This is a genomic window from Nocardioides sp. J9, from assembly GCF_007829375.1.
Lineage (GTDB): Bacteria > Actinomycetota > Actinomycetes > Propionibacteriales > Nocardioidaceae > Nocardioides.
The window spans coordinates 1-21,738 of the sequence record NZ_VLJQ01000055.1 but is presented as its reverse complement, the minus strand read 5'-3'; the positions used below and the strand labels follow the sequence as shown (position 1 = coordinate 21,738).

The following is a 21,738-nucleotide window of genomic DNA, read 5'->3' as shown; positions in this document are numbered from 1 at the left end:
CCCGCCTCTGGCCCCGCCGCTGGGGGACCGCACGGTGGGCGGGCCACGCGGTGACGGTGCTGCGCGACTACGCCGCGCGCCTCTCCCAGCCGACGCTGGCCGGTGGGGGAGGAGGCGCGCCGGAGGGTGCCGTCCGGTACGACGAGGTGGTCGGCCCCGACGGATCGTTCCGCCCGCCGTGGAAGCGGCTCGCGGACGTCGCCACCCGCATCGACGCCGACGAGATGCGCCGCGTCGCCGGCGAGATCGCCCGCTTCCTCGAGGACGACGGCGTCACCTACTCCCGGCCCGGGCAGCGGGCGGCCCGGTGGCGCCTCGACCCGGTGCCGCTGGTCGTCGACGGGGCGTCGTGGAAGCAGCTCGAGGTCGGCCTCGCCCAGCGCGCCGAGCTGCTCAACGCCCTGCTCGCCGACCTCTACGGCGAGCAGACCCTGCTGGCGGAGGGGATCGTGCCGCCCGCGGTCGTCCTCGGCCACCGCGGCTTCACCCGGGTCATGGCCCGCGCCTCGATGCACGACCCGCGCCCGCTGGTGCTCTCCGCGACCGATCTCGGCCGCGACCCCGACGGCACCTGGCGGGTCCTCGGCGACCGCACCCAGGCGCCGTCGGGACTCGGCTACGCGCTCGAGAACCGTCGCGTGCTGAGCCGGGTGCAGCCCGAGCTCTACCGCGAGGCGGACCTGCACCGAATGGCGCCGTACCTCTGGGCGCTGCGCTCCGCGCTGCTCCAGTCCGCCGGCGGCGACCTGCCCGACCCGCGGGTCGTCGTGCTCAGCCCGGGACTGCACTCGGAGACCTACTACGACCAGGCCACGATCGCCGCCAACCTCGGCTTCCCGCTGGTGCAGGGCAGCGACCTCGTCGTCCGCGACGGCTGGGTGCTGATGAGGACGCCGCAGCGGCTCGAGCGGGTCGACGTCGTCCTGCGCCGCGTGGACGCGGCGTGGAGCGACCCGCTGGTGCTGCGCGGCGACTCGCAGCTCGGCGTCGCCGGCCTCGCCGAGGCGGTGCGACGCGGACGGGTCCGGGTCGTCAACACGCTCGGCGCCGGGGTGCTGGAGAACCCCGGCCTGCTGCCCTTCCTCCCGGCCGCGTGCGAGCACCTGCTCGGCGAGCAGCTGCGGCTGCCGTCGGTGGCGACGTGGTGGTGCGGTGACCCCGACGGGCTGGCCCACGTCCTGGACAACCTCGAGCACCTCGTCGTCCGCTCGATCGACGGCTCGGACCCGACCCTGGCGGGCGCCTCGCCGGAGCGGCTCCGGCTCACCGTGTCCGCCCGGCCGTGGTCGTTCGTCGGGCAGCAGCGGTTCCCGCTGTCGCAGTCGCCGACCTGGCGCGGGCGCACCGTCGAGCCGGCCGAGGTGGTGCTGCGGACCTTCACGCTCCGCTACGGGTCGGCGTACCGCCCGCTGCTGGGCGGCCTCGCGACCGCCCGCGACGGTGACACCACCGTCGCCAGCAAGGACGTGTGGATCCTCAAGGAGGACACGACGCAGCCCGACCAGGGCCTGACCGAGGTGCTGCCGATGACCGCCGTCCGGTCGCTCCCGGCGACGGTGCCGCGCGTGCTGGACGACATGTTCTGGTTCGGCCGCTACGGCGAGCGCTCCGAGGACGTGCTGCGGCTGGTGCTCGCCGCGCACGCGCTGGTCACCGACTACCGCACCCGGCCGCAGAGCACCGGCGGCCTGAGCCTCGAGGTGCTGATGTCCGCCGTGCACCGCCTGGCGGGCCGGGTCCACGAGGACGACGACGAGGACCTCCGCTCGGTCCTGCTCGACGAGGACCGCGTCGGCTCCGCCGCGCACTCGCTCGCGGGGCTCCGTGAGGCCCTGACCGGGGTGCGCGACCAGATGTCGGCCGACGCCTGGCGCGCGATGGGCTCGGTCGACCGCGCCCGCGTGGTGCTGCGGGCCTCGCGCCACAGCCACCAGGTCTCCGAGTCCGCCGGCCGCATGCTCACCGCGGTGCTGGCCCTGCAGGGCGTGACGGCCAGCATGATCCGCGACGCCGGCTGGCACATGGCCGCTGCCGGGCGCTACCTCGAGCGCGGGCTGCAGCTGTGCCACCTGCTGCGGCTGACCACCGAGCGTCGGGGCATGGACGTCGACCGGGAGGTCCTCACCGCCGTCCTCACCGCCGCCGAGAGCGCGGTCACCCACCGTCGCCGCTACCGCGACTACGTCCGCCCTGCCGGGGTCCTCGACCTGCTGCTGATGGACCCGGAGAACCCGCGCTCCCTGGTCTTCTCCCTGGACCGGCTGCGCGAGCACCTCTCGGCGCAGGCCGCGTCCACCGGCTCCACCCGCCCCGAGCGCCTGCTCGACGACCTCCTCGCCGAGGTCGAGGGCGCCGACGTGTCGGCACTCGTCGCGATCGGCGGCGAGCAGCGCCCGCACCTGGTGGTGTTCCTCGACGACGTCACCGCGCAGCTGGAGCGGGTCGCCGACGCGATCCGCGAGCTGCACCTGGCGACCGGCCCGCGGCCGCGCACCTTCGGCGTCCTGCCCACGCTGACGGGGGTGGCCACGTGACCCGCTACCTCGTCGAGCACCGCACCACCTACACCTACGACGACGACGTCACCGACAGCCTCGGGGTCGGCCACCTCGTCCCCCGCGAGCTGCCGTGGCAGCGCGTGGGTGCGTACGACGTCGAGGTCACCCCCGAGGCCGGGGATGCCAGCCGCGACGCGGACTTCTACGGCAACACCGTCGTCTACTTCCAGGTGACCACCCCGCATACCGAGCTGGCCGTCGTGGGCCGTGGTGAGGTCGAGGTGGTGCCGCCCGAGGTGGACACCGACGCCGAGGCACGGCCGTGGGAGCAGCTGCGCCCGCTCGCCGACCCGACCGCCCCCGGTGCGTGGCAGGCCACCGACTTCGCGCTGCCCAGCGCCGCCGTACCGCTGCACGCCGGGGCGCGGGACTACGCCGCCGCGTCCCTCACGCCGGGCCGCCCGGTCGGCGAGGCCGTCGTGGACCTCGTCCACCGCATCCACGCGGACTTCGACTACGACCCGACGGCCACCACGGTGACCTCGACGGTCTCGGAGATCCTCGCCAAGCGGGCGGGCGTCTGCCAGGACTTCGCCCACCTCACCCTGTCCGCGCTGCGCGCCCACGACCTCGCCGCCCGCTACGTCAGCGGCTACCTCGCCACCGAGCCGCCGCCGGGCAGGGAGCGCATGGTCGGCGCCGACGCCTCGCACGCCTGGGTCGCGGTCTGGCTCGGCGGCGACGCCTGGCTCGCGGTCGACCCGACCAACGACCAGCGCCAGGACGAGCGCTACGTCACCCTGGCCTGGGGGCGCGACTACGGCGACGTGCCTCCGCTCAAGGGCGTGATCTTCACCGAGGCCACCTCGACCCGGCTCGACGTGTCCGTCGACGTCGCCCCGCTGCCTGCCGGCTGACCCCGGGCGACCAGAAACCGGGCCCCCAGATCGCTGACGCGGTGCCCGCGGTCCGCCTACGCTGGCCCCATGAGCCAGCCGCCGTACGGTGTCCCGCCTCAGCCCGGCCCCCAGCACGGAGGCCAGGGAGCCCCGCCGCCGCCCGCCTACCTGGGTGGGGGCGCGCCCGCGCCGCAGCCCGGCCAGCCGCCGGCGTACGGCGCCCCCGCGCCCGCCGGGCCTGCCGGTTTCGGAGGTCCCGGCCTGCCGCCGCCCCCGCCGAGCGACAAGCGCACCATCGGGTTCTGGATGGGCCTGCTGACCGCGATCGTCCTCGTCGGGATGGTCGTGGTGGTCTGGCTCGTCACGGCGAACAACTGAGCGGCGGGGCGCCGCGCGTGCGCGCCTTCTCCTGCCGTGCCTGCGGCAGCCCGCTCTTCTTCGAGAACTCCACCTGCGTCGCCTGCGGCACCACCCTCGGCTTCTTCCGCCCCGAGCACGACATCGTGCCGCTCGACCACGACCACCGGTACGTCGACGCCGACGGCCTCGTCTGGCACCGCTGCCGCAACTTCGACCTCTCCGGCTGCACCTGGCTCGCGCGGCTGGAGGGCGGCCAGTGCTCGGCCTGCGACCACACCCGCACCCGCCCCAACGACAACGACGCGCAGGGGTTGGCCCAGTTCCCCACCGCGGAGGCGGCCAAGCGGCACCTCCTCGTCGAGCTCGACCGCCTCGGCTTCGACGTCAGCGGGCTGGTCTTCGACATGCTCAGCAGCGTCGGCGAGGACGTCGTGATCGGGCACGCGGACGGCGTGATCACCATCGACCTGGCCGAGTCCGACGACGCCCGCCGCGAGCGGGTCAGGGTGCAGCTCGGCGAGCCCTACCGCACGATGCTGGGCCACCTGCGCCACGAGGTCGGGCACTTCGTCCAGGCGCGGCTGGTCACCGAGGAGCACCCCGAGCGGCTGGCGCGCTGCCGCGAGCTCTTCGGCGACGAGACCGCCGACTACCAGGCCGCGATCGACCGCCACTACGCCGAGGGCCCGCCCGTCGGGTGGGAGGAGTCGTACCTCTCCGCCTACGCGACCATGCACCCCTTCGAGGACTTCGCGGAGACCTTCGCCCACTACCTGCACATCGCCGACACCTGCGACACGGCTGCGGCCTATGGCCTGACCACCGCCGACGTCACCGGGCACGACGCCTTCCGCGACCTCGTCCGCGAGGTGTGGGTCCCGCTGTCGGTCGCGCTCAACCAGGTGAACCGGTCGATGGGCAAGGACGACCTCTACCCGTTCGTGATCCCGCCGCCGGTCCTCGACAAGCTCGACTTCGTCGCCGCGCTCGGCGGGCCCGGGTGACGCCGGTGGCGGCACTGGCCGGGCGTCGTACGGCGCTGGCCGTGGGCGTGGTCGTGCTGGCCGTCGCGGCCGGCGTGGTCGCACTCGTGCTGGCACTGCGCGGCCCCGGGCCGGCGGACGTCGCCGAGGACTACCTGCGCGCGCAGTGGCGCGGCGACTGGCGCACCCAGTGCGACCTGGCCACCGCGCAGTGGCGCGACGCCCAGCTCTACGGCGGGCACCCGTTCGCCGACTGCGCGGAGTACGCCGACACCGCCGAGCAGGCGGGCTCCGACAACCCCTTCCTCGCCTTCGCCGACGACACCGACGTCCGGGTCACCGTCGAGGTGCTCAACGACGACGACGGCCGGGCGCGGGTCGAGTACCTCGTCGAGCTCGACTACCACGGCGCGGACCGGGCCGGCTTCGACGAGCTGTGGCAGGGCGCCGGGAGCTACGACCGCGGCACGGTCGAGCTGCTGGAGGTCGAGGGCGACTGGCGGATTGCCGGGGTCGACGCGGGTTGAGCCCCCGGCGGACGGGGCACAGTGGCATGATGTCCGCCCGTATCCACGGCCCGAGGGCGGACGCACCGCTCGCACCACGAGGAGTTCCGCATGTCCGACCCGAACCAGCCCACGACCCCTCCCGGGTGGTACCCCGACGGCCAGGGCGGCGAGCGCTGGTGGGACGGCACGCAGTGGACCGAGCACACCCGTCCGGGTGACGGTGGTGCTGCCGGCCAGCCCGGCCAGCCCGGCCAGCCCGGCCAGCCCGGCCAGCCCGGCCAGTCCGGTCAGTCCGGCCCGTCGGCCCCGCAGTCGCCGGGCCTGCCCGACGACCAGGCGACCGTCGTCGCCCCCAACCGGGCCGCGGACTTCAGCCAGGGTGGCGCGCAGGGCTACGGCCAGCCCGCGCAACAGCCGGCCCAGCAGCCGTGGCAGCAGGGCCAGCAGGCCTGGGGACAGCCCGGACAGGGCGGCCAGTACGGCCAGCCCGGCCAGCACGGTGGTCAGTACGGCCAGCCCGGCCAGCAGGGTCAGTACGGCCAGCCGGCCGGCGGCTACGGCCAGCCGGGGTACGGCCAGCCCGGCTACGGCCAGCCGCCCGCGGGCGGCACGAAGGGCAAGGGCAAGCTCTTCGCGATCATCGGCGGCGCGGTCGCCGCGCTCGTCGTGCTCGTGATCGTCCTGGTCCTCGTCGTCGGCTCCCTGGGCGGCAGCAGCCCCGCGGACGTGCTCGAGGACTACCTCACCGCGCAGTCGGAGGCCGACGTCGAGAAGCTCTGCGACCTCTCCACCAAGGACAAGCAGGAGGAGGAGTTCGCCGAGTACGAGGTCGACAGCTGCGGCGAGTACGTCGACGAGGCCCAGGCCGACATCGATGACTCGTTCAAGGAGTTCGAGGAGCTCACCGGCGTCTCGTTCGAGGATTTCCGCAAGGACTTCGACTACGAGGTCGAGGCCGGCGACGTCGAGGAGGACGGCGACACCGCGCGCGTCGACTGGACCTCCACCGCCGAGTACACCGGCGACAACGACAAGGCCCTCGAGGCCCTCGGCGGCGAGAAGACCGAGGAGGACGAGGGCACCGCGCTCCTGTGCAAGGAGGACGGTGACTGGAAGGTCAAGGACGACAAGGCCGACGACGACGACGAGTGCTGACCGGGTCCTCGTCGAGCGACTGATCGGCTGACTCGTCCGTGCGCTCCTTCTCGGTCCTCGTCCTCGTCGTCCTCGCGACCCTCCTCGCGCCCCTGGCGATCGCCACCACGTGGGTGACCGCGCGCGTCGACGACCGCCAGGAGTACGTCGACACCGTCGGCCCGCTGGCCGACGACCCCGACGTGCGCAGCGTGATGGCGGACGCCGCCGCGGCGGCCGCGGTCGACGCGCTCCAGCAGTACGTCCCGGTCGGCCTGCCGTCCGCGGTCGAGAAGTGGGCGCGCGCCGCGGCCGGGCAGGTCGTCGAGAGCCCCGACTTCCCGTCCTTCTGGCGCACGGCCAACCGCGACCTCCACGGCGACGTCATCGCCCTCCTGGAGGACCCGGACGCCGACACCAGCGGGATGCTGACCGTCGACGCCAGCCCGCTGGTGGCGCAGGTGCTGCTCGTGCTCGAGGAGCGCGGTATCCCCGTCGGGCTGCTGCCCGTCGTGCCGCTCGACGTGCCCGTCGTCGAGCGGGCCAAGGTCGCCGAGGCCGGCCCGACCTACCGCACGACCCATGACGCGGCCGGCTGGCTGCCCCTCGCCTGGGCGGTGCTGGCCGGGCTGGCCGTCCTGCTCGCGCGCGGGTGGCGCGGCCGGGTCCGCACCGCCGGCCTCGCGCTGCTCGGCGGCGCGCTCGGCGCGGGCCTCGTGGTGCTCGCCGTCGGTCCGCTCACGGACCTCGGCGTCGAGCGCGCCGAGGTCGACAACCAGGCGATGGTGCGCGTGATGCTCGACGCCGTGCTGGGTTCGCTGTCGCCGTACGCGCGGACCTTCCTGCTCGCCGCACCGGTCGGTGCCGTGCTGGTGGCGGCGTCGCTGTGGCCGCGCCGCGAGCGGTACGTCGAGGAGGCGCCCGACTGGGCGCACGAGCCGCTGCCGCGCTGACGCGCGAGCCTTGCCCCGCGCTGCGGCGTGCCGGGTATCGTTGCTGGCAAGTGGCCCGGATCACAGTCACGCCACCCCTGTGACGCCCGAGCGGGCCGCAGCGACGACCCCGATCCGGGCCGCGGCGACCCCGCAGGCGCGGAGGCAAGGAGTGGTGATGACCGATCCCGTCTTCGGACCGGCCCCCGAGCAGGCTGCCGACCCGGAGCTCGTGCAGCTCCTGACCCCCGAGGGCGAGCGGGTCCACCACCCCGCCTTCGACCTCGACTTCTCCGCCGAGCAGCTGCGCGGCTTCTACCGCGACATGGTGCTGGTGCGGCGCCTCGACATCGAGGCGACCGCGCTGCAGCGCCACGGCGAGCTCGGCCTGTGGGCCCAGCTCCTCGGCCAGGAAGCCGCCCAGATCGGCGCCGGCCGGGCTTTGCGCCCGCAGGACTTCGTGTTCCCGACCTACCGCGAGCACGGCGTCGCCTGGTGCCGCGGCGTCGACCCGGTCCAGCTGCTCGGCCTCTTCCGCGGTGTCGACCAGGGCAGCTGGGACCCCAACGAGCACAACTTCGCGCTCTACACGATCGTCATCGGTGCGCAGACCCTGCACGCGACCGGCTACGCCATGGGCGTGCAGCGCGACGGGGCGGTCGGCACCGGCGACCCCGACCGCGACACCGCCGTGGTCGCGCACTTCGGTGACGGCGCCTCGTCGCAGGGCGATGTCAACGAGGCGTTCGTCTTCGCGGCGTCCTACAACGCGCCCGTCGTGTTCTTCTGCCAGAACAACCAGTGGGCGATCTCCGAACCCTTCGAGCGCCAGTCCCGCATCCCGCTCTACCGCCGCGCCCACGGCTTCGGCTTCCCCGGCGTGCGCGTCGACGGCAACGACGTCCTCGCGACGTACGCCGTCATGCAGGCCGCGCTGCAGCGGGCGCGCGAGGGCCAGGGGCCGACCTTCGTCGAGGCCTACACCTACCGGATGGGCGCGCACACCACGACCGACGACCCGACCCGCTACCGGCTCAGCAACGACGTCGAGCGGTGGAAGCTCAAGGACCCGATCGCCCGCGTCGAGGCCTACCTGCGCCGCAACGGGCTGGCCGACGACGCCTTCGTCGCGGAGGTCGCGCAGGAGGCCGACGTGCTCGGCGAGCGGATGCGTCGCGAGTGCCACGCGCTGCCCGACCCCGCACCGCGCGACATCTTCTCGCGGGTCCACGTCGAGCAGACGCCCGAGCTGGCGGCCCAGCAGGCGGCGTACGACGCCTGGGTGGCGTCCTTCGAGGAGGTCGGCTGACATGACGACGATGACCCTGGCCAAGGCGCTCAACGCCGGGCTGCGCAAGGCGATGGAGGACGACGACAAGGTCCTCGTCATGGGCGAGGACGTCGGCACGCTCGGTGGCGTCTTCCGGATCACCGACGGCTTGCAGAAGGACTTCGGCGAGGACCGGGTGATCGACGCCCCGCTCGCCGAGTCCGGCATCGTCGGCACCGCCGTCGGCCTGGCCATGCGCGGCTACCGCCCGGTGGTGGAGATCCAGTTCGACGGCTTCGTCTACCCCGCCTACGACCAGATCGTGTGCCAGGTCGCCAAGCTGCACTTCCGCAGCCAGGGCCGCGTGCACGTGCCGATGGTCATCCGGATCCCGTTCGGCGGGGGCATCGGTGCCGTCGAGCACCACAGCGAGTCGCCCGAGGCCCAGTTCGTGCACACGCCCGGGCTCAAGGTGGTCGCCTGCTCCAACCCGGCGGACGCCTACGCGATGATCCAGCAGGCGATCCACTCCGACGACCCGGTCGTCTTCCTCGAGCCGAAGCGGCTCTACCACTCGGCGAAGGCCGACGTCGACGAGGCTGCGCCGCCCGCGCCGCTGTGGCAGTCGCGCGTCGTGCGCCCCGGCAGCGACGTCACCCTGGTCGGCTACGGCCCGACCGTGTCCACCTGCCTGGACGCCGCCACCGTCGCCGCGGAGGAGGGCCGCTCCGTCGAGGTGATCGACCTGCGCACACTCTCGCCGCTCGACCTGGTGCCGGTGCAGGAGTCGGTGCGGCGCACCGGCCGCCTCGTCGTCGTGCACGAGGCGCACGTGACCCTCGGCGTCGGTGCGGAGGTCGCGGCCCGCGTCACCGAGGAGTGCTTCCACTCCCTCGAGGCACCGGTCCTGCGCGTCGGCGGCTACGACACGCCGTACCCGCCCGCGCGGATCGAGGACGCCTTCCTGCCTGACCTGGACCGCGTGCTCGACGCCGTCGACCGCACCTTCGCCTACTGAGGAGGGACGACCGATGACCCAGTCCGCCCCGAGCACCGCCCCGTCCGCTGCCCAGGAGTTCCGGCTCCCCGACGTCGGCGAGGGCCTCACCGAGGCCGACATCGTCGCCTGGCGGGTGAAGGTGGGCGACACCGTCGCCGTCAATGACGTCGTCGTCGAGATCGAGACCGCCAAGTCCGTCGTCGAGCTGCCCTCCCCGTACGCCGGCGAGGTGCTGGCCCTGCTCGTCGCGGAGGGGGAGACCGTCGAGGTCGGCACCCCCATCATCCGCATCGGCGAGCCGGGGGCTGCTCCCGCTGCTGCGGAGCCCGCTGCCCCGGTGACCGAGCCCATCGACACCAACGTCCCGCCGACCGGGCAGGCCNGGTCGGCACCCCCATCATCCGCATCGGCGAGCCGCAGGCCGCCGAGGCGCCTGCCCCGGCCGCTTCGTCGGGGCCGGAGGTCATCGACACCAACGTCCCGCCGACCGGGCAGGCCACGCTCGTCGGCTACGGACCGAAGCAGCGTGCGCTCAAGCGCCGGGCCCGCAAGGGCGCGACGACCGACCCGACGGCCGCTCCGGCCGAGGCGCTCTCACCCGCCGCGACCGACCCCGCGCTGGAGGAGCCGGCCACCCCGGCCCGGCCGCCCCGCGCGCTGGCCAAGCCGCTCGTGCGCCGGCTGGCCCGCGACCTCGGCGTCGACCTCACCACGCTCACCCCCACCGGCCCCCGGGGCACGGTCAGCAAGGAGGACGTCCTCGCCGCCGCCGGCGGCACCGCGTCCGGGCAGGCCACCCGGGTCGCACCGCCGGCCGTGGCCGCCGACCCCGCCGGCCGCGAGACCCGCGAACCGGTCAAGGGCGTGCGCAAGCAGATGGCCGCCGCGATGGTCGCCTCCGCGTACTCCGCGCCGCACGTCACCGAGTGGGTCACCGTCGACGCGACGGCGACCGTGGACCTGGTCGCCCGGTTGCAGGAGCGCCCGGAGCTGCGGGACGTGAAGGTCAGTCCGCTGCTGGTGATCGCCCGCGCCTGCCTGCTCGCGCTGCGTCGTACCCCGCTGGTGAACTCGACGTGGGACGAGGCCGCCCAGGAGGTCGTGGTCAAGCACTACGTCAACCTCGGCATCGCCGCCGCCACCCCGCGCGGCCTGGTGGTGCCCAACATCAAGGACGCACACGAGCTGTCGCTCGTCGACCTCGCCGGCGCGCTCGACGAGCTGGTCACCACCGCCCGTGCCGGTCGCTCGCAGCCGGCCGACCTCGCCGGCGGCACCTTCACGATCACCAACGTCGGCGTGTTCGGCGTCGACGGCGGCACACCGATCATCAACCCCGGCGAGTCCGCGATCCTGTGCCTCGGCGCGATCCGGAAGCAGCCCTGGGTCGTCGACGACGAGGTCGTGCCCCGCCACGTGATGACCCTGTCGCTGTCCTTCGACCACCGCCACATCGACGGCGCCACCGGCTCCCGCTTCCTCGCCGACGTCGCCGGCCTGGTCAGCGACCCCGCCACCGCCCTCCTCTTCTGACCCGAACCGTCGAGACGTCACTTGTGGCGGGTCGAGACGTCAGTTCCGGCGCGTTGAGGCGTCAGTTCCGGCGCCTTGAGGCGTCAGCAATGGCCCGTCGGGACGTCACTGACCAGTCAACCGGCCGTACGTGACCACTCGACGCGCCAGAACTGACGCTTCGACSSSCCACGAGTGACGTCTCGACCCGCCACAAGTGACGTCTCGACGGGGCTGGGGATGACGGAGGGCGGGGGAGCGGGGCAGCGGGTAGAACGGGGTGGTGCCCGTCGCGCTGCGTGAACCACCCGACCAGATCGGTCCCTACCGTCTGGTGCGGCGGTTGGGGCAGGGCGGCATGGGTGCGGTGTACGACGCCGTCGACACCGCGCTCGACCGGCGGGTCGCGGTGAAGGTGGTCCTGCCGGCGCTCCTCGACGACCCGGGGCTGCGGCAGAGGTTCGGCCAGGAGGCACGGCTGCAGGCGTCACTCGACTCCCCGCACGTGGTGCGGGTGCTCGCGCACGGCGAGGCCGACGGGTGGCCCTACCTGGTCACCCCGCTGGTGCCCGACGGCGACCTCGGGCGGCACCTGCGCCGGCACGGCCCGCTGCCGGAGGTGGCGGCACTGGAGCTCGTCGCGCAGGTCGCCGACGGGCTCGCTGAGGCACACCGGGCCGGGCTGGTGCACCGCGACGTCAAGCCGTCCAACGTGCTGCTCCGGCACCGCGGCACCGACACCCTCGCGCTGCTGTCGGACTTCGGGATCGCGACACCGATCCGCGACGGCGGTGTCGCGGAGGGTGTTGCGGATGGTGTCGCGGACGACGTGCGCGCCCTCGGACGGCTGCTCGAGGCCACCCTCGGCGGACCGCTGGGCCGTCGTCTGGGAGCCGCGCTCGACGCGGCCCGGTCGGCCGCCGAGGTCCGCGACCTCCTGCGCACCGCCGCAGCGCGCACCGACCGCTCCCGGTTGCGCGGGCACCGCACCACCCACCTGCGCCCCCGCCACGGTCGGTGGGTGGTCGGAGCAGCCGCAGCAGCCGCCGTCGTGGCTGTGGTCGTGCTCGTGGCACCACCCGCGGAGGGTCCGGGCGAGCGGACCGCGGAGCCGGTCGTCGACCAGGTCACCCGGACGCTCCGGTCGGGCGGGCTGCAGCGTCCGGCCGCCGAGTGCACCGCGCAGGCCCTGGTCACCGAGCACGGGCCCGCCGCCGCGGAGCACCTCGCTGCGCCCCGGCCGGACCCCCACCTCACCTCCGCCGCGCTGGACGCGGCCGTCCGGTGCCTCTGGACCCGGTGAGCGGGGACTGGCCGCGGGTCGGGGTGCTCAGCCGTCGGCCAACCGGACCAGCCCCACGATCGTCGCGACGTAGAGCGCGCCGTCCGGCCCGAGGTAGATCGACGCGTAGTGGTTGTTCCACTGGATGCCGGTGCCGGTGAGCCGGCTCCAGCGGGTCTCGCCGGTGCGGATGTCGATGGCGGTGACGTACCAGGCGTCGAGGAGGTCCTTGCGTGGCGGCTTGGAGTACACGTAGACGAGGCCGTTGCCCAGGGAGGCCTTCGGCACCGACGACGGCGCGACGGTCGGGTTGGTCCACGCCACGCGGCAGCCGCCCTCCTCGACGAGCACCCGCGAGACACCGGGCGTCGTCGAGCGGCCGAGCAGCGTCGACTGGATCCCGGCGTACCCGAAGTTGTTCTCGATGATGAGCGAGCTCCCGGCCGCGACCAGGCTGTTCTCCGTCGTGCTAGCGCCGGTGGAGAGCACCGGCACGGAGCAGTGCTCGCGGTCGGCGACCCCCTTGCGACGGTCGTAGACGATGACGTGGCTCTGGGGGTCGGCGTTGTCGGCGATGGCGATCCAGCGCTCGCCGATCAGGGTGGGCGACGTGCCCGACCCCTGGGAGAGCATCCCCGGCTTCACCCGCGTGCCGCGGTCGTAGGGGATGGCCCAGGTGACCTCGGGGGTGCCGTCGGCCGCCGCGTCGAGCCGGTAGGTCTGGTGCGTCGAGACGAGGTAGACGCCACCGGTCTCGTCGACGGAGATGGAGTTGTAGATCTCCTCGCCCTCGGGCAGGTCGAGCGCGCGGACGGCGCCGGTGCCCCGGTCGAGCGTGCCGACCGTGCCCTGCTGGCTGAACCACCAGACGCGGCCCGCCCAGTCGACGCCGGTGGCCACCAGGCAGTCGCCGGCGGCGAGGTGCGCGGCCAGCGGCCAGGTCCGGCCCCGGGCCAGCCCGCCGCCGGCGGTCACCTGCACCTCGGCGATGGCGCCGGTGGTGGTCGTCGCGTAGGCGCGGTCCTGGCCGTCGAGGAAGAAGTACGTGCCGCCGCACAGGTCGGTGAACGGGTTCGCGGCCTTGCTGAAGTCGCGCGCCGACAGCTGGAGCTGGGAGAGGGCGCGCAGAGTCACGGGGTCGATGACCATCATCGTGAAACCCTCGAGCCCGCCGCACAGCCCGACGATCCGGCCCTTCGAGTCGAACGCGATCGTGGCGCACTCGCGGATGCCGTACGACGCCGTGCGCATCGTCAGCGCACGCCCGGTCGGCCCGGACTGGGTGTAGGCGTCGGTGCTGTAGGGGTCGTTGTGCATGCTGCTGCGACCGTTCGGCGCCAGCCAGGGGTTCTGCGGGACCGGCGGCGCCGCCAGCGCGCTGCCGGTGAACCGCGGCACCAGCAGGTCGGTCGGCAACGGCGGGATCGGCAGGCCGGGGATGGTCGGCAGGGCCGGGAGGCNGGGCCGGGAGGCCGGGCAGGGCCGGGCCGTCGTCGGCGGCCGCGGGGCCCGACGGGAGGCTGCCGAGCGTCAGGGCGAGGGCACCGGCGGCGAGGGCGGCGACGATGCGGCCTGGGGAGCGGAGGCGCATCCCCGGAGGGTAGAACGCGTTCCACCTCTTGGGAAGGCTCGGGAAGGGGGCGGGACGGGTTGAGAAGGGTCGAAGGGCGTGGACGACGTCGACCGGCCGGCGCCGGGGCTCAGTCCCGCGGCGGCTGCTGCTCGCCGAGCAGCCACGCGTCGAAGAAGTCCGACAGCTCCTCGTCCAGGGTGTCCTCGATCCAGGCGAGGTACTCGGTGCGGTCGGCGTTGCCGTTCTCCTGCGAGGCCGGCCACTCGCGGACCAGGTCGAAGAAGACCTCGTCGCCGACGTCCTCGCGCAGCTCGTGCCACATCAGCGCCGGGCCGTAGTAGATGTTGCTGTTGCCGAACTTCTTCGGGTCGAACGCCCCCGGCGGTCCGGCGTCCTCGCGCAGGCGCGCCTCGAACATCGCCCAGTCGTCCATCTTCTGGCCGATGTGGATGCCCTCCTGCTCGGCCTCCCACATCCCCTGCAGGTACATCGCCATGCCCTCGTTCATCCACACGTCCGACCAGTCGGCGGGGCTGACGGTGTTGCCGTACCAGTGGTGCGCCACCTCGTGCACGACGACGGCGGGGGACAGGCTGTAGTCGTTGTTGCCGAGCGTGATCATGGTCTGGGTCTCCATGCCGCTGCTGCCGTCGACGACCACGATGCCGAGGGAGTCGAACGGGTAGGGGCCGAGCAGGTCCTCCAGCCAGTCCACGGCGTCCGGGGTGGTGCCGAGCCCGCCCGGCAGCGGCTCCTCGTCGGCGTCGGTCCAGATCTGGATCGGCACGCCGCTCGCCGACTCGAGGTCGGTGCGCTGGTAGTCGCCGAACGCCACGGTGACGAGGTACGACGACGCGGGCTCCGCGAGGTGCCACGTGTTCGTGGTGCGGCCGCCGCCCTTCGTGCTCTTGCGGAGCTCGCCGTTGGCCACGCCCTGCAGCGGTGCCGGTGAGGTGAGGGTGAAGTCGTAGAACGCCTTGTCGGCCGGCTGGTCGTTGACGGCGTACCAGGTGAACGCGCCGTAGGGCTCCTGGAGCGTCCAGGTCTCGTGCTCGGGCGTGATGCTCCACCCGACGCCCTGCGCGAAGTCCTGGCGCTCGCTCGGGGCCGGGGCGGTCCGCGGCGTCCCGGAGTAGGTCAGCGCCAGCTCGTACTGGTGGTCTGCCTCGACGGGGTGCTCGACGGTGAGCCGGGTGCCCTCGACCGCGTGCCCGGCGGGCGTGCCGTCGACGGTGAGCTCGCTGATGGCGAGCTGCTCGTTGAAGTCGAGCGGGATGGTGGGGGAGTCCGCGGTGGCGCGGAAGGTCAGCACCTGGGTGCCGGTGAGCACGTCGCGGCTCGGGTCCCACTCGAGGCCGAGGTCGTAGTGCAACGCGTCGACGAGCGGGTCGCCGATCTCGGGGTAGACCGAGTCCTCGCGCGTGGCGCTGAACGCGTCGGCGTACTTCCCGGAGCCGGTGGGTGTGCTGCTCGGGGTGTCCGGTGTCGGTGGGGTGCGCAGCGTCGGGGTGGGGTCGGCGTCCGCGTCACCGCCCGACCCGCAGGCGGCGAGCGCCGTGCCGGCGCACAGGAGGAGGGCGGTGGCGCCGGCGCGCAGGCGGCGGGTCGTGGTCATGGGACGTTCCTTCTCCGGGGGTGGCCACATCATGCCTGTCGAGACGAACCTGAACACGTGTCACATTCAGGTGTTACTCTGCGGTCGCTCGGTCGTTGAAGTGACCGGGGTCACTGCTCGGCAAGGGGAGGTTGGCGTGGACGCACCGCGCGAGGCGGCAGCACGACGGATCGGTCTGGCAGCGGCCACGGCGCTGGCGGTGGTCGGCGTCGCGGCGCTGGTCCCTGCGACGGCACCCTCGGACGCGCCCCGCAGCGGCGCGACGAGCCTGGCCGCGGCAACGGAGCAGGAGAAGTCCGAGCGCGGGGTCCCGCACGACGACAGCCTGCTCGCGCCGCACGAGCACGACGACCCGGCGACGAAGAACGACGTCGCCCGCGGCCTGGCCGTCGACGAGGTCGCCGCGCTCGACCCGACCAGCGCCGCCGACCGGCGCAAGGCGGAGGCCTACGTCGAGCGCGAGCGCGCCCTGCCCGACCCGCGCCTGGTCCGGGTCCGCGCCTACCCGAAGCGCACTGCCGTCCCGGCGACCCGCTACGCGATGGCCGGCGGCTGCTACACCCTGACGGCGGCGGGCACGACGTTCGGGCCCTACTACTTCAAGGCCACCCGGCTCGGCGGCTACCTGCTGCACGCGCGCGACGGCGAGCTCGCCGTGGTCAACGGCAAGGTGAAGCCCGCTGCGAAGCCCGGCCCGAACGCCGACTGGACCGCCCGCAAGGTCGGCACCGGGTTCCGCTTCGACGTCGGCGCCGGCAGGGCGCTCACCGTCAAGGCCGGTGCGCTGGCGCCGGGAGCCGGCACCACCTTCCGCCTGCGCACGGCGAGCGGCTGCCCGTCGTACCCGGAGGCGGCCATCAACATCACCGGCAACCCCTACGCCGGCGAGACGACCTACCAGGAGGTGCGCGGCTTCGTCGACGCGCACACGCACGGGATGGCCTTCGAGTTCCTCGGCGGGAGCATCCACTGCGGCCGGCCCTGGCACGCGTACGGCGCGCCGTACGCCCTGGTCGACTGCCCCGACCACACGCTCACCCAGGGCAAGGGTGCGCTGCTGGAGTCGGTGCTGTCCGGCGAGGCGTCGCACGACCCGACCGGCTGGCCGACCTTCAAGGACTGGCCGGCGCCGGAGTCGCTGACCCACGAGGGCACCTACTACCGCTGGCTCGAGCGGGCCTGGCGCGGCGGCCAGCGGCTGTTCGTCAACCTGCTCGTCGAGAACAACAAGCTCTGCCAGCTCTACCCGATCAAGCGGAACTCCTGCGACGACATGGACTCGATCCGCCTGCAGGCCGCCGACATGCTGAAGATGCAGGACTACATCGACGCCCAGTTCGGCGGTCCGGGCAAGGGCTTCTACCGGATCGTGAAGAACCCCTTCGAGGCCCGGCGCGTCATCAACCGCGGCAAGATGGCCGTGGTGATGGGCATCGAGACGTCCATCCCGTTCGGCTGCACCTACACCAAGCTGCTCGGCAAGGACCTCCCTGCCTGCACCAAGGCGGAGATCGACGCCAACCTCGACGAGATGCACCGGCTCGGCGTGCGCCAGATGGAGCTCGTCAACAAGTTCGACAACGCGCTCGCCGGCGTCGCGGGCGACGCCGGCGTGATCGGGCCGGTCGTCAACACCGCCAACTTCCTCGAGACCGGGTCGTTCTGGGCGATGGAGCACTGCGAGCCCGCCGACGGCGAGTCCGCGGACAACCCGCAGCCCTCGCTGCTGCCGGACATCGACGCGGGGCAGCAGGACGCGCTCTTCGGTGCGATCGGCAAGGTGCTCGGGCTGCTGCCGGCCACCCCGCTCTACGGCCCGCCGGCGCACTGCAACAAGCGCGGCCTCACCGAGCTCGGCGTGCACACCATCAAGGGCCTGGCGAAGCGGCAGATGGTGTTCGACCCCGACCACCTCTCGGTCAAGGCGCGCTCGGCGTCGATGGACGTCATCGAGGACCTGCGCTACCCGGGCGTGATCTCCAGCCACTCCTGGTCCACGCCGGACACCTACCCGCGGATCTACGGCGCGGGCGGGTTCATCACGCCGTACGCCGGCGACTCCACCGGCTTCGTCGAGAAGTGGCGCCGCCACCTGGGCTGGGCCGACCCCCGCTACTACTTCGGGTTCGGCTTCGGCGCCGACATCAACGGCCTCGGCGCGCAGGGCAACCCGCGCGGCGCCGACGTCGCCAACCCGGTCACCTACCCCTTCACCGGCCTCGGTGGGGTGCGGATCGACAAGCAGCGCGCCGGGAAGCGGACCTGGGACATCAACGTCGACGGTGTCGCCCAGTACGGCCTCTACCCCGACTGGGTCGAGGACCTGCGCAAGGTCGCCGACGCCCAGCGCAAGGGCGACGGGGCGCGGATCGTCGACGACATGGCCCGTGGTGCGGAGGCCTACCTGCAGATGTGGGAGCGCGCGTACGGCGTGCGCCCGGACTCGTGCCGTAACCCCGGCCTGCGCAAGGGCGTGGCCGTGGTCCGGGCGGCGATCCACCGCGGCATGACCACGAAGGCCGTGCTGCGCAAGGTCGGCCAGCCCTACAAGCGGCTCGGCACGTCGTACGCGTTCTGCGCGAAGACCGCGACCCGGGCGAAGGTGCCGGTCGTCGTCACCTTCTCGAAGGCGGGGAAGGTGACCGGCCTGCGGGTCCGCTGATCGTCCGCGGACGGTCCGCTGGTCGTCCGCTGACGGTCCGTGGGCGGTCGGCCGGCGGCCGGGGTTGAGGTCAGCGTCACATCCCCGCGAAGTTACCAACGGGTAGTATCCGCTCGGCCGTGGCTGTCGCTGTCGCAATGGTAAGGCTTGCCTTCGGTATGCCTCTTCCGTGCATGGCAATAGGCTCGGCCCGCGCACCCTGCGTGTCCTGATCCAGACGAGTGGAGAGTCGCTGATGCAGACCGTTGCGATCGTGGTTTCGCTGGCCATCTCGGTGGTCGCCATCGCCCTCACGGCACGCGCCGTCGCGACGATGCTGGGCGTCATCCGCAAGGGCCAGCCGGCGCCCGGCCGCTCCGGCAACCCGGTCGGCCGCACGGTCACCATGCTCAAGGAGACCGTGCTCCACACGCGCATGCTGCAGTGGACCTGGGTCGGCGTCCTGCACTGGTTCGCGTTCGCGGCGTTCATCGCGCTCTCCACCGCCGTCGCAGCGGCCTTCCCGCAGCTGTTCGACCCGGAGTGGACGATCCCGGTCCTCGGCAAGTTCTTCATCTACGAGTGGGTCGCCGAGCTCCTCGGCCTGCTCGGCACGATCGCGATCATCCCGCTGATCATCTACCGCCTCACGCACCGCCCCTCGGCCATCGGCCGACGCAGCCGCTTCTTCGGCTCGACCATGTGGCAGGCCTACTTCGTCGAGGCGATGGTGCTCCTCGAGAGCTCCGCGATCCTGTTCATCCGCGGTGCGGAGTACAACCTCGCCAAGGCCCACGGCGGCGAGGCCGCCGAGCACGCCGACGGCTTCCACTTCCCGGTCTCGCAGTTCTTCGGCAACCTCTTCCCGACCGGCGAGGAGTCGATCGGGACGCTGGAGAACATCATCTACTTCATCGCGATGGTGAAGATCACCTCCGCGATGATCTGGCTCATCGTCATCTCGACGAACCTCACCATGGGCGTGGCCTGGCACCGCTTCACCGCCTGGTTCAACATCTGGTTCAAGCGCGAGGACAGCGGTCGTACGGCGCTCGGCGCGGTCAAGCCGCTCACGTCGGGTGGCAAGCCGATCACCCTTGACGACATCGACGACCTCGACGAGGAGGCCACCCTCGGCGCCGGGTCCATCTGGGACTTCTCCTGGAAGGACATCCTCGACTTCACGACCTGCACCGAGTGCGGTCGCTGCCAGTCGCAGTGCCCTGCGTGGAACACCGAGAAGCCGCTGTCGCCGAAGCTGATGATGATGGCGATGCGCGAGGAGGCGTACGCCGCCGCCGGTGGCGCCGAGCCGCGTGCCCTGGTCGGCAAGTCCGAGCACGAGCAGTCCGAGGGCGTCGACGACTGGTTCTACATGCCCGAGGGCGGCGACTTCGTCGTCGACGAGGACGCCCTGTGGGCCTGCACCAACTGCGGTGCCTGCGTCCAGCAGTGCCCGGTCGACATCGAGCACGTCGACCACTTCATCGACATGCGCCGCTACCAGGTGCTCGTCGAGTCGAACTTCCCCTCCGAGCTCAACGGCCTCTTCAAGGGCCTCGAGAACAAGGGCAACCCGTGGAACATGTCGGCCACGGCCCGCCTCGACTGGGCGAAGGACCTGCCCTTCGAGGTCAAGGTCGTCGGCGACACCATCGAGGACCTCGAGTCCGTCGACTGGCTGTTCTGGGTCGGCTGCGCCGGTGCCTACGAGGACCGTGCCAAGAAGACGACCCGCGCGGTCGCCGAGCTGCTCGACCTGGCCGGCGTCTCCTTCGGCGTCCTGGGCAACGGCGAGACCTGCACCGGTGACTCCGCCCGCCGCGCCGGCAACGAGTTCGTGTTCCAGGGCCTGGCCCAGCAGAACATCGAGGTGCTGACCGAGGCGAAGGCCAAGAAGGTCGTCTCCACCTGCCCGCACTGCATGAACACCCTCAAGAACGAGTACCGCCAGCTCGGTCTCGAGCTCGAGGTCATCCACCACACCCAGCTGCTCAACCGCCTCGTGCGCGAGGGCAAGCTGACGCCGGTGGCGCAGGGCGAGGGCGCGCACGCCCGCAAGATCACCTACCACGACCCGTGCTTCCTGGGTCGCCACAACCAGGTCTACACGCCGCCGCGCGACCTGCTGCAGATCCTCCCCGGCGCCGAGTTCGCCGAGATGGAGCGCAACTCCGAGCGGTCCTTCTGCTGCGGCGCCGGTGGTGCCCGCATGTGGATGGAGGAGAAGGTCGGCGAGCGGATCAACCTCAACCGCACCGCCGAGGCGGTCGGGACCGGCGCCGACCAGGTCGCCGTCGGCTGCCCGTTCTGCCGCGTCATGCTCTCCGACGGCCTGACCAAGATGCAGGCCGACGGCGAGGCCCGCGAGGAGGTCGAGGTCCTCGACGTCGCGCAGATGCTGCTCGCCTCCGTCAAGGGCGAGCAGGCCACCAAGCTCAAGCCGGGCGAGGGTGCGCCGCTGCAGCCGAAGGGTGCCGCCGCGCCCGCCGAGGCGAAGCAGTCCGTCGAGACCAAGGCCGAGCCCGAGGCCGGCGACGTCACGCTGACCGAGGACACCGTCGCCGACACCGAGGACGTCGGCCCCGCTGCGAAGGCGTCGGGCGGCTCGTCGATGTTCGACGACCCGGGCTCGATGTTCGACTCGCCCGCGCCGGCCGCCCCGGCGGAGAAGAAGGCCGAGCCCGCCGGCGGCGGCTCGCTCTTCGACGACGCCGGCTCGCTGTTCGACGAGGCCCCGGCCGAGGCCAAGGCGGAGCCGGCCACGCCCGCCCAGCAGCCCGCTGAGCAGGCTGCCGAGAAGTCCGGCGGTTCGCTCTTCGACGAGGGCGGCTCGCTCTTCGACACCCCGGCCCCGGCTGCCCCGGCTGCGCCGGCTGCCAAGGAGGAGCCGAAGGCCGAGGAGAAGCCGGCCGCGAAGGCCGAGCCGGTCGCCGACCTGGGCTCGGGTGGGTCGCTCTTCGACATCGCCCCCGCCGAGGAGGCGCCGAAGGCCGCCACGTCCCAGCCGTCCGCCCCGGAGGCGAGCACGCCCGCCGAGGACCTGGCCTCGGCTCCGAAGCCGACCGAGGAGAAGGTCGTCCAGGCCGAGGCCGAGGGTGGTGTCGCGGCCGCTGCGCCGCAGGCCCCGACCGTCGACCTCAACGCCGGCGGCTCGCTCTTCGACATCGAGGCCCCGGAGCCGGCCGCCCCGGCCGCCAAGGCCGCCGAGGCCCCCGCCCCGGCGCCGACCCCCGAGGCGCAGCCGGTGGAGGCCGACGCGCGTGCCGAGGAGGCCGCGGTCGTCGGTGAGTCGCCCGCCGCCGAGCCGGTCGAGCCGACCGCGCCGGCTGCCCCGGCCGAGGAGCCGGGGGCTCCCGCGCGGGCGGCGTCCTCGACCGGTGCCGCCAGCACGCCGAAGACCGACGTCGACATCAACGCCGTCAGCTCGCTCTTCGACATCGAGGCGCCCGAGGCCGCCACGGTGGCGCGTCCGGCCGCCCCGGCTGCCCCGGCGCCCGAGCCCGAGCCGGCCGTCGAGGAGCCCGCGG

Annotated in this window: 15 protein-coding genes and 1 pseudogene; 14 read left to right on the top strand and 2 right to left on the bottom strand. The window is 73.1% G+C overall.

Going from position 1 to position 21,738, the window contains the following annotated elements; translation table 11 throughout:
- The first annotated feature begins 50 nt into the window (after window positions 1-50).
- The 12 genes and pseudogenes from L615_RS05680 to L615_RS05630 all read left to right on the top strand — a co-directional run bounded on the left by L615_RS05680 (window position 51) and on the right by L615_RS05630 (window position 12,400).
- Window positions 51-2,534: a circularly permuted type 2 ATP-grasp protein gene (locus L615_RS05680; protein WP_145724412.1), complete on the top strand. Its 2,484-nt coding sequence runs from the start codon at window positions 51-53 to the stop codon at window positions 2,532-2,534.
- Window positions 2,531-3,415 carry a transglutaminase family protein gene (locus L615_RS05675; RefSeq protein ID WP_145724411.1) on the top strand — a complete coding sequence of 295 codons (885 nt, stop codon included), beginning with the start codon at window positions 2,531-2,533 and terminating at the stop codon, window positions 3,413-3,415. The genes L615_RS05680 and L615_RS05675 overlap by 4 nt, the downstream gene beginning before the upstream one ends.
- Before the next feature lie 69 nt (window positions 3,416-3,484).
- On the top strand, window positions 3,485-3,775 hold the full coding sequence (locus tag L615_RS05670) for a hypothetical protein (RefSeq protein ID WP_145724410.1): 291 nt from the start codon (window positions 3,485-3,487) through the stop codon (window positions 3,773-3,775).
- A gap of 17 nt (window positions 3,776-3,792) precedes the next feature.
- Window positions 3,793-4,761: a putative zinc-binding metallopeptidase gene (locus L615_RS05665; protein ID WP_145724409.1), complete on the top strand. Its 969-nt coding sequence runs from the start codon at window positions 3,793-3,795 to the stop codon at window positions 4,759-4,761.
- A 5-nt stretch (window positions 4,762-4,766) separates the two neighbouring features.
- Window positions 4,767-5,267, top strand: a complete 501-nt coding sequence (locus tag L615_RS05660; RefSeq protein WP_145724408.1) for a hypothetical protein — start codon at window positions 4,767-4,769, stop codon at window positions 5,265-5,267.
- Between the two features lie 90 nt (window positions 5,268-5,357).
- Window positions 5,358-6,404, top strand: a complete 1,047-nt coding sequence (locus L615_RS05655) for a DUF2510 domain-containing protein (RefSeq protein ID WP_145724407.1) — start codon at window positions 5,358-5,360, stop codon at window positions 6,402-6,404.
- Between the two features lie 38 nt (window positions 6,405-6,442).
- Window positions 6,443-7,336: a hypothetical protein gene (locus tag L615_RS05650; RefSeq protein ID WP_145724406.1), complete on the top strand. Its 894-nt coding sequence runs from the start codon at window positions 6,443-6,445 to the stop codon at window positions 7,334-7,336.
- A 157-nt stretch (window positions 7,337-7,493) separates the two neighbouring features.
- Window positions 7,494-8,624 carry a pyruvate dehydrogenase (acetyl-transferring) E1 component subunit alpha gene (gene pdhA / locus L615_RS05645; RefSeq protein ID WP_145724405.1) on the top strand — a complete coding sequence of 377 codons (1,131 nt, stop codon included), beginning with the start codon at window positions 7,494-7,496 and terminating at the stop codon, window positions 8,622-8,624.
- A gap of 1 nt (window position 8,625) precedes the next feature.
- Window positions 8,626-9,603 (top strand): alpha-ketoacid dehydrogenase subunit beta, encoded by a 978-nt coding sequence (locus L615_RS05640; protein ID WP_145724404.1) that lies wholly within the window; start codon window positions 8,626-8,628, stop codon window positions 9,601-9,603.
- 13 nt (window positions 9,604-9,616) lie between these two features.
- Window positions 9,617-9,817: pseudogene (locus tag L615_RS24080) on the top strand (biotin/lipoyl-containing protein); the annotation flags it as partial.
- Between the two features lie 440 nt (window positions 9,818-10,257).
- Window positions 10,258-11,118: a dihydrolipoamide acetyltransferase family protein gene (locus L615_RS24075; protein ID WP_261376573.1), complete on the top strand. Its 861-nt coding sequence runs from the start codon at window positions 10,258-10,260 to the stop codon at window positions 11,116-11,118.
- Window positions 11,119-11,380: 262 nt separating this feature from the next.
- Entirely contained in the window at window positions 11,381-12,400 is a 1,020-nt protein-coding gene (locus L615_RS05630) for a serine/threonine-protein kinase (RefSeq protein ID WP_145724403.1), read from the top strand.
- Window positions 12,401-12,427: 27 nt separating this feature from the next.
- Here L615_RS05630 and L615_RS05625 read toward each other — a convergent pair whose 3' ends face one another.
- Entirely contained in the window at window positions 12,428-13,795 is a 1,368-nt protein-coding gene (locus L615_RS05625; protein ID WP_145724402.1) for a hypothetical protein, read from the bottom strand.
- A gap of 284 nt (window positions 13,796-14,079) precedes the next feature.
- Entirely contained in the window at window positions 14,080-15,567 is a 1,488-nt protein-coding gene (locus L615_RS05620) for a M1 family metallopeptidase (protein ID WP_186449745.1), read from the bottom strand.
- Window positions 15,568-15,703: 136 nt separating this feature from the next.
- Here L615_RS05620 and L615_RS05615 point away from each other — a divergent pair, with 136 nt between their 5' ends.
- Together L615_RS05615 and L615_RS05610 are read left to right on the top strand one after the other, a co-directional pair.
- Window positions 15,704-18,229, top strand: a complete 2,526-nt coding sequence (locus L615_RS05615) for a hypothetical protein (RefSeq protein ID WP_145724400.1) — start codon at window positions 15,704-15,706, stop codon at window positions 18,227-18,229.
- A gap of 235 nt (window positions 18,230-18,464) precedes the next feature.
- Window positions 18,465-21,738: (Fe-S)-binding protein (locus L615_RS05610; RefSeq protein ID WP_145724399.1), on the top strand; the 3,274-nt coding region annotated here is incomplete at its 3' end.